This window comes from Corynebacterium variabile, assembly GCF_006539825.1.
GTDB lineage: Bacteria > Actinomycetota > Actinomycetes > Mycobacteriales > Mycobacteriaceae > Corynebacterium > Corynebacterium variabile.
Window position 1 is genome coordinate 1 of sequence record NZ_BJNT01000031.1, and the last position, 11486, is coordinate 11486.

At 68.6% G+C, this 11486-nt stretch carries 8 protein-coding genes and 1 tRNA gene; 8 read left to right on the forward strand and 1 reads right to left on the reverse strand.

Going from position 1 to position 11486, the window contains the following annotated elements:
- Window positions 1-257: 257 nt before the first annotated feature.
- Window positions 258-340, reverse strand: a tRNA-Leu gene (locus CVA01_RS14290).
- A gap of 289 nt (window positions 341-629) precedes the next feature.
- Here CVA01_RS14290 and CVA01_RS14295 point away from each other — a divergent pair.
- The 8 genes from CVA01_RS14295 (at window position 630) to CVA01_RS14330 (ending at window position 11247) form a co-directional block, all read left to right on the forward strand.
- Window positions 630-1727 (forward strand): FhaA domain-containing protein, encoded by a 1098-nt coding sequence (locus CVA01_RS14295; protein ID WP_073884818.1) that lies wholly within the window; start codon window positions 630-632, stop codon window positions 1725-1727.
- A 130-nt stretch (window positions 1728-1857) separates the two neighbouring features.
- The gene (locus tag CVA01_RS14300) at window positions 1858-2352 is read left to right on the forward strand and encodes an FHA domain-containing protein FhaB/FipA (protein WP_014008607.1); all 495 of its coding nucleotides are present in this window, start codon (window positions 1858-1860) and stop codon (window positions 2350-2352) included.
- A complete protein-coding gene (locus CVA01_RS14305) occupies window positions 2349-4100 on the forward strand; it encodes a PP2C family protein-serine/threonine phosphatase (protein ID WP_141331718.1) in 1752 nt (583 codons plus the stop codon). Before CVA01_RS14300 ends, CVA01_RS14305 begins: the two co-directional genes overlap by 4 nt.
- A gap of 1 nt (window position 4101) precedes the next feature.
- Window positions 4102-5493 carry an FtsW/RodA/SpoVE family cell cycle protein gene (locus CVA01_RS14310; protein WP_141331720.1) on the forward strand — a complete coding sequence of 464 codons (1392 nt, stop codon included), beginning with the start codon at window positions 4102-4104 and terminating at the stop codon, window positions 5491-5493.
- Window positions 5490-6941, forward strand: a complete 1452-nt coding sequence (locus CVA01_RS14315) for a peptidoglycan D,D-transpeptidase FtsI family protein (protein ID WP_073884815.1) — start codon at window positions 5490-5492, stop codon at window positions 6939-6941. Before CVA01_RS14310 ends, CVA01_RS14315 begins: the two co-directional genes overlap by 4 nt.
- Complete coding sequence (locus CVA01_RS14320) at window positions 6942-8576, forward strand: serine/threonine-protein kinase (protein ID WP_141331722.1); 1635 nt, start codon at window positions 6942-6944, stop codon at window positions 8574-8576.
- An 85-nt stretch (window positions 8577-8661) separates the two neighbouring features.
- The gene (pknB, locus tag CVA01_RS14325) at window positions 8662-10689 is read left to right on the forward strand and encodes a Stk1 family PASTA domain-containing Ser/Thr kinase (RefSeq protein ID WP_141331724.1); all 2028 of its coding nucleotides are present in this window, start codon (window positions 8662-8664) and stop codon (window positions 10687-10689) included.
- A gap of 228 nt (window positions 10690-10917) precedes the next feature.
- Window positions 10918-11247: a hypothetical protein gene (locus CVA01_RS14330; protein ID WP_141331726.1), complete on the forward strand. Its 330-nt coding sequence runs from the start codon at window positions 10918-10920 to the stop codon at window positions 11245-11247.
- The last annotated feature ends 239 nt before the right edge of the window (window positions 11248-11486 follow it).

Here is an 11486-nt window from a genome sequence, read left to right on the forward strand (position 1 = left end):
GCCTACCAACACTCTATGGGAGTGCGGAAAGGCTGGGTCGGCCGGTGACACGCCGGTAAATGTCAACGGCGGGTGAGAATTGACCTCGTAGCGGCGTCTGAAAACTGACCCCCAGGAGGTAACCTGGGGAGTTGCCGACCAGTTCCCGCAGCCGTGACACTTTCACCGTCGGCCACTCCGGAAAACGAAAAACCGGAGATCAGGAACCCTTTCGAGTTCGTGATCTCCGGTCCGTGCAGTTCGTGAACCGCTCGCTGTGCGCGAAGGGGGACTTGAACCCCCACGTCCCTAAGGACACTGGCACCTGAAGCCAGCGCGTCTGCCATTCCGCCACTCGCGCGTGACATTGATATCAACGATCAACGTGGGTTGCATCTGCAACGGGTTGTAAGGTTAGCACCGGTGCCACGATCACACAAAGGAGCAGTTCAAACGCTGTTTTCGTGATCGCCGGGCGCGATCCCGGGACAGCCTGACTCCCATGGCGTCCGCCGGATCCCTATAATGGGCGCTCACTGTTCACCCGACTCGAACTTCAGCGTGCCAGCGTCCCCGGGTAGCCCCTGGTCAACCCGGACATCATCCCGCGACCCGGGAGGCACAGCACAAGGAAGGCAGGACCCCGGTTCATGGATCTCTTCGGACGATTCCGCAAGCTCGACAGCTCGCTCCAGCGTGGCCTGGACAACGGCTTTGCGCGCGTTTTCGGTGGCGAGGTCGTCCCTGCCGAGATCGACGAGCTGCTCAAGCAGGAGGTGGAGGACGCACTGATGGAGGACAGCGCCGGCGCCCTCCACGCACCGTCCACCTATGAGGTGCATCTCGCCGCTCGCGACCATGACAATCTCATCTCGCAGCGCCCTGACCTGGACCACGAGCTCCGCGACCGCATCAACCGCTTCATCCGCAACGAGGGCTGGACCACTTCCGCCCCGCTGACCGTGGACCTCGTCCGCGACGACGGTATGCACACCGGCCAGCTCAAGTGCCGGTCGAGCTTCACCGCCGCCCACCAGCGTGCGGCCGCCGAGGAGAAGAAGGGCACCGCGTCCTCCTCTGCTGCTTCCCCCGGAACGTCCACTGACGCCCCCGAGTGGCCCAGCTCCGAGCCGGACTCCGGACGCTCCCCCGTCGCCCGCCCCTACAATGCCGACGGCGATGCCCGCGCGGCCGCCGGTGCCGCATCAGCCGGCTCCCTCGCCGGCCTCGCCCACCCGCAGGGCCGGGCGTCCTCGGCGTCCGCCTGGGGACAGCCGACGTCCGCACCGGAGAAGCGGCCGGAATCGCGCCCCGAGCAGCGTCCGGAAGCACAGCCGGAACCCGCGTCCGAGCCGGAACGCCGCCCCGAACCAGCACCCGAGACCGAGGTCGTCCCCGGCCCGACCGCCGAAGCGGTCCACGGTGCCGACGGCGCCACCGGCGCCAGCGAGGGCACCCCGCAGCGCACCGTCACCCTCCACCTCCAGGACGGCTCCGACCGCACCTACGTGCTCAACCAGGGCAGCAACACCATCGGCCGCGGTAACCAGGTCGACTTCCGCCTCCCGGACACCGGCGTCTCCCGCCGCCACGGGGACATCACCTGGGACGGATTCGACGCCGTCTACACCGACCTGCGGTCCACCAACGGCACCACCGTCAACGACATCCCGGTGGAGAACTGGCTCCTCGCCGACGGCGACGTCATCTCCCTGGGCCACAGCAGTATCGAGGTGCGCTTCAGCTGACGGGCACTTCCGGACCCCACCCGACCCCTGGGGCATCCGTCACGACCCCTCCGATCACAGGTACCTGCCGTAAAGTGGGCACCGCTGTACCACCTGCCCACCGCCCGTGACATCCGTGAGGAGTTGCCCTATGCAGTCCACCCTGGTCCTGGTCGTCAAGATCGGCCTGCTGGTCGTGCTCTGGCTGTTCATCTGGGTCGCCGTCCGCGCGATGAACCGTGACGTCGGACGCGCCGCCACCGCCGGCGCCGTCCCCGTCGGCGGAGGCAAGGCCGCCTACAAAGCGTCCGCCCCCGCCCAGCACCGTGGCCGGGGGTTCTCCCGCAGTTCCGGGCCGCAGTCCCTTGCCCTGACGTCCGGCCCACTGACCGGGACGACACTGGCCCTCGCGGGCTACGACGAGGTCACCGTGGGCAGGTCCTCGGGCTGCACCCTCGTCCTCGAGGACGACTTCGCCTCCGGCACCCATGCCCGGCTCATCCGTCGCGGCCCGGACTGGTATCTCGAAGACCTTGACTCGCGCAACGGCACATTCCTGGCCGGTCAGCGCATCGACCAGCCGGAGCCCCTGCGTGCGGGCAGTGAGTTCCGCATCGGCCAGACCACAGTGAGGATGGACGCATGACGTCGGAGACACTCGCCCTCAGTTTCGCCGCCCGCTCCGACCGTGGCCTGGTGCGCAGCAACAACGAGGATTCTGCCGTGGCGGCGTCCAACCTGCTCGCCCTGGCCGACGGCATGGGCGGCCACGCCGCCGGCGAGGTCGCCTCGCAGCTGATGATCGAGGCCCTGCTGCCGCTCAACGCCGAGTTCCTCGGCGACGGCGCCCGGGACATCACCGTCGACCGGCTGCCCGGCATGCTCGTCGAGGCGATGGACAACGGTAACCGTGCCATCGCCGCGCACGTCGACGAGAACCCGACTCTCGACGGCATGGGCTGCACCCTGAGCGCCCTGCTCTTCTTCGACGGCCGGATGGGCGTCTGCCACGTCGGCGACTCCCGCGGCTACCTGCTGCGCGACGACGTCCTCACCCAGATCACCAAGGACGACACCTACGTCCAGTCCCTCGTCGACGAGGGAAAGCTCGACCCGGCGGACGTCTCCAGCCACCCGCAGCGCTCACTGATCCTCAAGGCACTCACCGGACGCCCCGTCGAACCGACCCTCCAACTGTTCGAGGTCCATGCCGGCGACCGCTTCATGCTCTGCTCCGACGGCCTGTCCGACCCGGTCAGCGCGGATACCATCCGCGAGGTCCTGGCCACCGGCACGCCCGACGAGGCCGCCGCCAAGCTCATCGACCTGGCCCTGCGCGGCGGTGGCCCGGACAACGTCACCGTCGTCGTCGCCGATGTCGTCGACACGGCCGCCCCCACCGACGACGGCACGCCGCTCGTGCTGCCGACCGTCGCCACACTCGCCGGTGCGATCAACTCCGACGAGACCGAACTTCCCCGCCCCGACACCGCCGCCGGTCGTGCCATGGCCGTCAACGTGGTCAACAGCTCCTCCCCTGTGCGGTCGTCCGACCAGGGGAAGGACGCCGTGCCCGCCGCGTCCGGCACCGGCCCGCACGCGATGCCGCCGATGCGCCGCTCCCGGCGCGTCGGACGCCGACGTGACGCCGGTTCCCCCGGCGCGTCCACCGGGGATCAGGCGGACCCCGACCGTGCCGGTGGCACCGGTGCCGGGCGGCGCCACCCGAAGCGACGCCGCCGCATCCTCATCGCCCTGACCGTGGTCGTCGCCCTGGTGGTCGTCGCCGGTATCGGCGGCTGGATCGCCAAGCGCAACCTCGACGACTCCTACTTCGTCGCCGTGGCGTCCTCCGACGATGTGCCCGCACCGGCGACCACCTCGGCTGCGGCACCCACCACGGCCGCCGCGCCCACCAGCGCCGCTCCGGCGACCACGCAACCGCCGGCACCGGCCACCTCCGCGCTGGCGACGACCGGCGCGGTGTCGCCCTCGACCACCCTGGACATGGACGGCACAGCCGATCCGGAGGCCGCCGCAGCGGCGAAGGGCACCCCGATCCTCATCTACCAGGGCGCCCCGGGTAGCTTCCTCGGCATCTCACTGAACTCCGCCTACCAGGAGATCTGCCTCAGCGAGGACGCCGAGATCCGGCTGCTGCCCGCCGGTTCCGACGATTCGTGCCACCGGTTCACCACCGCCGACCTCACCCCGGCGGCCCGTGGCACCCTCGACACGCTCCCGCGGGACTCTTACCAGTCCGTCCAGGACCAGCTGCGTCGCCTGGCGGCACAGACCCTGCCGATCTGCGTGACCCGTGGCTCCGACCGCGACAGCGACGGGGATCCCTCGGATCTCACGACCCCGGGCGTGTCCTGCCGGGAGGTGGACTGACATGGTCCGCCTGGTCCCGAAGGTGCGCTCCTCGCACGTCCGGCCGCTCGAGTTCGGCCTGCTGATCTTCTCGGCCCTGATCCTCGGCATCGCCGTCATCGCCCTGCAGCTGTCGCAGTCCGACGCCGCGATCCGCGCCGGCGGCGACGCCACCGGTCTGACCTCGGAGGTCTTCACCGTCCTCGGCGGCTTCATCGTCGTCTTCGGCATCGCCCATGTGGTCATGTGTCTCAAGGCCCCGGACGCCGACCAGCTCATGCTGCCCATCGCCGCCCTGCTCAACGCCATCGGCCTGGTGATGATCTACCGCATCGACCTCGCCGCGGAGACCACGCGCGCGAACTCGCAGATCATGTGGACGGTCATCGGTGTGGCGATCTTCTGCGCCGTCATCATCTTCATGCGGTCCCACCAGAACCTGCAGAACTACGCCTACCTGCTCGGCCTCGGCGGCCTGTTCCTCTCCGCCCTGCCGATCGTCTGGCCGACGTCGATCAACTCCGACGCGAAGGTGTGGATCAGCCTCGGCCCGTTCTCCATCCAGCCCGGCGAGTTCGCGAAGATCATGCTGCTGATCTTCTTCGCCGCCCTGCTGGTCAACAAGCGCACCCTGTTCACCGTGGCAGGACGCCGCGTCTTCGGTCTGCAGTTCCCGCGACTGCGCGACCTGGGTCCCATCCTGCTGGTCTGGGGCGTGGCGATCCTCATCTCGATCTTCCAGAACGACTTCGGCCCCGCGCTGCTGCTCTTCGGCACGGTGCTCGGCATGCTCTACATCGCCACCGGCCGGTCCTCCTGGCTGATCATCGGTGTCGGCCTCGCGGTCATCGGCGGGTGGAGCGTCTTCCAGATCTCCGACAAGATCCAGGACCGCTTCACCAACTTCCTCGACCCGCTGGCCACCTACGACGACGGCACCGGCTACCAGCTGTCCCAGGCACTGTTCGGGATGAGCTTCGGTGGCGTGACCGGCACCGGCATCGGCCAGGGCTACCCACAGCTCGTGCCGGTGGCCTACGCCGACTTCATCCTCTCCTCCATCGGTGAAGAGCTCGGCTTCATCGGTCTGGCCGCCGTCCTCATTCTCTTCGCGGTCCTGGTGACCCGCGGCATGGTCACCGCGCTGAACGCGCCGGACTCTTTCGGCAAGCTCGTCGCCGCAGGCCTGTCCCTGACCATCACCATCCAGATCTTCGTGGTCACCGGCGGTGTCTCGAAGCTGCTGCCGATGACCGGACTGACCACACCGTTCATGTCGCACGGCGGGTCAAGTCTGCTCGCGAACTACCTGTTGCTCGCGATCCTGCTGAAGATCTCGCACGACACCCGCACCCGGGCGAAGGACGCCGCAGCCGAGACCACCAGTGACAACCGGGCGGAGGTGCCCCAGTGAACCGCGCAATCAGGAACGTCTCCGTCTTCGTCTTCGTGCTCATCGCGATCCTCCTGGTCAACCTGACCTGGATCCAGGGCTTCCAGACGGACACCTACGCCCACAACTCCCGCAACGCCCGCCAGTACTTCGAGACCAAGTCCGTCCCGCGCGGCCAGATCACCGCCGGTGGTCAGATCCTGGCCCAGTCCACCCCGGACGAGGACGGTTACTACCAGCGCGCCTACCCGACCGCCCCCGCCGCCTACGGCTCGGTCATCGGCTACCTCTCCGACCGCTACGGCGCCGCCGGCATCGAGCAGTCACAGAACTCGATCCTCGACGGCACCGATGACTCGCTGCTGCCCAGCCAGGTGTGGGACACCCTCACCGGCAAGGAGAAGCGCGGCGCGAACGTCGAGCTGACCCTCAATCCGACCGTGCAGCAGACCGCCTACGACCAGCTGTCGAATGCCGGCTACTCCGGTTCCGTCGTCGCACTGCGTCCGTCGACCGGCGAGATCCTCGGCATGGCGTCCACCCCCTCCTACGATCCGGAGGCCGTCTCCTCCAGTGACTCCGAGGCCGCGGACGCCACCTTCGAGGCCCTGCAGAGCGACGAGAACGCCCCGCTGCTCAACCGCTCCACCCAGCAGACGCAGCCCCCCGGCTCGACCTTCAAGCTCATCACCACCGCCACCGCCCTGGCCGACGGCGACAACGCCGACACCATGGTCACCGGCGCCCCGCAGATCACCCTGCCCGACGGCACCACCACCCTGGAGAACTACGGCGGTTCCTCCTGCGGTGCCGACCAGGTGACCCTGCGCACCGCCTTCGAGAAGTCCTGCAACACCGCTTTCGTGGACCTCTCCCAGCGCCACGGCACGGATGCCTTCAAGGACACCGCCAAGGCCTTCGGCATCGACGAGGAGAACACGTTCGGGCACGTCGGCCTGCCGGTGCAGGACTCGACCGTCGGCGAGATCCCCGACGCGTCCGCCCTGGCACAGTCCGCCATCGGCCAGCGCGACGTCGCCCTGACCCCGCTGCAGAATGCGGTCATCGCAGCGACGATCGCCAACGGCGGCAAGCGGATGGAACCGCACCTCGTCAAGGAGGTCACCGGCGCGGACCTCAAGCCGCTGGAGACGACGAAGCCGAAGGAAGTCAACCAGGCCATCGACGGCGAGATCGCCTCGCAGCTCACCGACCTCATGAAGGACGCCGAGACCTACGCCGGCGGCACCATGGGGCTGGCCTCGAAGACGGGTACCGCCGAGCACGGTGAGGACTCCCGCAACTCCAACCCGCACGCCTGGTACGTCGCCTTCGCCCCCGAGGGTGACGTCGCCGTGGCCGTCCTCGTCGAGAACGGCGGTGACCGTGGCCAGGCTGCAACCGGTGGTGCCGTCGCCGGCCCGATCGGCCGTGCCGTCATCCAGGCCGCCCTCCAGGAGGCGCAGTAAATGAGCGACGAGACGACAGCTTTCCCCTCCGGTGACCGGTCCAGCGACCCGCACCGGGAGGACGCCCGACGCATGCAGCGCGTCCTCGACTCCCACTACGGGCACCGGTTCCAGGTCGACCGCGTCATCGGCCGCGGTGGCATGTCCACCGTCTGGCTCGCCGCGGATTCCGGCGCCGGAAAGACCGGGGAGACCGGCAAGACCCCTGCCCGCGATGTCGCGGTGAAGGTCCTCAAGCCCGAGCTCACCGACGACGCCGAGTTCCGCGCCCGGTTCCGCGCCGAGGCGGAGGCCGCCGAGACGGTCCACTCCCAGCACGTCGTGGAGACCTACGACTACGGCGAGGTACCCGACGTCGACGGCACCGGCGTGACCTACTGCTTCATAGTCATGGAGTATGTCCAGGGTGAGTCGCTGGCGGACATCCTCGCCCGCGAGCGCACCCTGCCCGAGGTCATGGCGCTGGACCTGCTGACCCAGGCGGCAACCGGTCTGCAGGCGATCCACGACCGTGGGCTGGTCCACCGGGACATCAAACCCGGCAACCTCATGATCACCGCCGACGGCCTGGTGAAGGTCACCGACTTCGGGATCGCCAAGGCGGCGTCCGCCGTGCCGCTGACCCGCACCGGCATGGTCGTCGGCACCGCGCAGTACGTCTCCCCGGAGCAGGCGCAGGGCCATGATGTCGGCCCGACGAGCGACGTCTACTCGCTCGGCGTCGTCGGCTACGAGATCCTCGCCGGGCACCGCCCGTTCTCCGGGGAGTCGACGGTGTCCGTGGCACTGAAGCACATCAGCACCCCGGCCCCGCAGATCCCCGGGGAGGTCTCCACCCCGGTGCGCGAGCTCATCGACATCTGCCTGCGCAAGGATCCGCGCACCCGCTACGCCGACGGTGGCGAGCTGGCCGCCGCGGCCGCCAAGGTGCGGGCTGGTGGGATGCCGCCGGTGCCGGTGTCGATGTCGGCGCAGACCCAGGCGGTCAGCGCGCCGCCGGTGGCCCCGGCCACGCAGACCCGGCTCGGCCGGGTCACCGACCCGTCGAACATGGGGCCGGCACCGCGTCCCACTGCACCGCAGCGCACCGGACAGGCTGCACAGGCGGCACAGGCGGCGCGGACCTCCGCCCCGCAGCGTCCTGCGAAGAAGAAGTCCGGCAGCGGCTGGATCTGGTTCATCGTCATCGTCGCCATCGCCGCGGTGGGCGTCCTCGTGTGGGCACTGTCCTCGGGTCTGGGCGATTCCGGCGAGGAGTCCCCGACCCAGACAACGACCGTGATCGAGCAGGTCCCGGTCGATCCGCCAGAGCAGCAGTGGACGCCGGAGGAGACCCCCGAGGAGACTCCGGAGGAGACCGTCCCGGAGACCACCGACAACGACCTGCCGACCAACGAGAACCCCGGCCCGACCTCGACGCCCGGCACCGAGGGCAACGGAGCGACGCCGACGACCCCCACCACCCCGGACAACGGGGAGAGCGAGAGTAACGACGGCGGCGTCTCGAACGGTGAGAACGGTGGACAGTCCACCGGCAACGGCGGGGCGAACAGCGCCATGCCGCCGGAACCGGAGACCACGGGCACCGGAGAAGGCGCCGCAGACGCCGCGGATGACACCGGGCTGACACTGTGATTGCTGGTACCGGTGTTAACAACCCCGGTAAGGTCACTGGAGACACCACAGCCGGACAACCCGCGCAGTGGAGAGGAGAGGCAACGTGGATCTGACCAACACCACACTCGGCGGTCGGTACCGCCTCGGTGCCGTCATCGGCACCGGTGGCATGTCGGACGTCTACGCCGCCACCGATGAACTGCTCGGACGCGACGTCGCCGTGAAGATGATGCGGGCGGACCTCGCCCGGGACGAGACGTTCCTCGAGCGGTTCCGCCGCGAGGCGAAGAACGCCGCGAAGCTGAACCACCACGCCATCGTCGCGGTGTACGACACCGGCCAGACCTCCCCGGAGACCGGCTCGGTGCCCTACATCGTGATGGAGCGCGTCCACGGCTCCACGCTGCGCGAGATCATCCGCGATTCGGGACCGCTACCGCTGTCTGAGGCCGGACGGGTCATGGCGGAGGTCTGCCGCGCCCTGTCGTTCTCCCATGAAGCCGGGATCATCCACCGGGACGTCAAGCCCGCGAACATCATGATCACCAACACCGGTGCGGTGAAGGTGATGGACTTCGGCATCGCCCGGGCGCTGTCGGACTCGACCTCCGCGATGACGCAGACCTCCGCGGTCATCGGCACCGCACAGTACCTGTCGCCGGAACAGGCGCGCGGCCGGTCCGCGGACGCCCGCTCCGACATCTACGCCGCGGGTTGCGTCTTCTACGAGATCACGACGGGGCGTCCGCCCTTCTCCGGCGAATCCCCGTTCTCCGTGGCGTTCCAGCATGTGCAGGACGCCCCGGTTCCGCCGTCGACTCTGCCGGGCATGCGCCTGGATGAGCGGCAGTCTCTCGCCCTGGACTCCGTGGTGCTCACCGCCATGGCGAAGGATCCCACTGACCGGTACGACACCGCCGACCAGATGGCCTCCGACCTGCGGGCGGTCGCCGAGCGACGCATGCCGATGGCGGCCATCAACTACACGGGCGACCAGGAGGTCGGGCAGCAGTCCCCGGACACGGAGTCCACGACGGTCTTCCCCCAGGCAGGTGCCGCAGCAGCAGGCGCCGGACTGGCCGGTGCCGCCGGCGCTGCGGCGGGCCCCCGTGCTTCAGGCACCGCGGCGGCCCCTGCGGCCCCGGCGCCGCGGGCGTCCGGTCCGGTCGAGGGTGACGATTCAGGGAATCGGAAGAAGAAGCATCGCGCAAGCACCATCGCCTGGATCGTCGCGCTTGTCGCCCTGCTCGGCGTCGGTGGCGTGGTCGCCTACAACCTGGTCAGCGGTGACGGCGTCGACAGCAGCGAGACCCAGGTCTCCGTGCCTGATGTGAGGGACCGGCCGCAGGCCGAGGCCGAGCAGATACTCGAGGACGCAGGTTTCAGCGTCCAGGTCGAAGAGGCGGCGGACACCGATATCGAGCGAGGTAACGCCATCCGCACGGACCCCGGCACCGATTCCTCGGTGCCGGAGGGTTCCCGGATCACGCTGTTCGTCTCCTCCGGTAAGGAGATCACCGAGGTCCCGGACCTCACGGGAATGAACACCGAGCAGGCACAGCGCGCCCTGAGCGATGTGGGACTGAAGTTGAAGTCCCAGGTCGAGGAGGAGCCGAGCGACTCAGTTGACGCAGGCAAGATCACCAGTCAGTCTCCGGGTCAGGGCTCGCAGGTCTCCAAGGGCACCGAGGTGGCGATCACCGTCTCCACCGGCGCCGAGAAGGTGCGCGTGCCGACCGTCTCCGGTCAGCAGCTGGACGCGGCCCAGGACAACCTCGAGGGTGCCGGCTTCACCGTGAACGTCCAGATGGTCGACTCCACGGAGCCCGAGAACCAGGTTCTCAGCGCCTCCGACGAGGGAACCCAGCAGCCCAAGGGATCCACGATCACCATCACCGTCTCACGCGGCAACCAGTTCACCATGCCGAACCTGCAGAACCGGAACATCGACGAGGTCGAGGGTCTGCTGAAGGACGCCGGGTGGACCGGCAGCAACATCCAGCGCGACACCGTGAACACCATCGATCCTCTGGCAATCGACCGCGTCGTCGGCCAGAACGATTCACCGGGGTCAACGGTCAGCAAGGATGCGACAATCACGGTGAGAGTCAACGTCCTCGGGCTGCCCTGAAGGTTGTGACGCCGGTTCCGGGGGGACCGGGTCAGTGGAGGATGGATCCAGGGGCGTGCTACGGGGGGCATGCTACCGGGGAGGGTGTGCATACCGGGACGTGGTACAGAGGGGGGAGGTCTCCCGGTGCGGTGGGACCGCAACTCCAGTCGCCCTCCGAGCACCGGGTCGGGGAACCAACCTCCGAATGTGCCGCGACGTCCGTGTACCCGGAATAGACTCGAATCCATGAGTTCCGGAATGACGCGCGTGTGCACGGTGCTGGTCCGCCAGGCGGACGGTGACAGGGGAAGAGACGGGGAGATGATGACCGCGGGGGAAGGAACCACCTTGTGGACCGCATCGGTGGCGGAGCTGCCGGACTGCACGGTGACCGGGGAGTCCTTCGAGGAACTCGAGGCAGCGATGAGGGACAGGCTGCTCGGGCTGGGCCGTGGGCGCCACGGGGACGGGACACTCGCTCAAGGAAATCTCGACATCGAACTCCAGTGGTCCGTCGACGATACAGAAACCATAGGGGACGCGGACATCCAGGCCATCCAGTGGCTCGCGGACTAGAAAGTCCGGCCACGGCCACCTCGAGTAGGTAGCACGGGCTTGGTGGCCTACCTCTGCGGCGGTCATCGCGGGGAAAGCCGGTGCGGAACCCTGCTCGCTCCGTGCGCTCCACACTCGGCCTACTGCGGCCAGCCCACCGCTGCCGATCGGTCTGTGCGAGCACCGGGCCGCCGAAACTCACCGACCACAACGAGGTACCCTGCCCTCGACACGGTTCCCGGCCCCGCCACCCGACTACA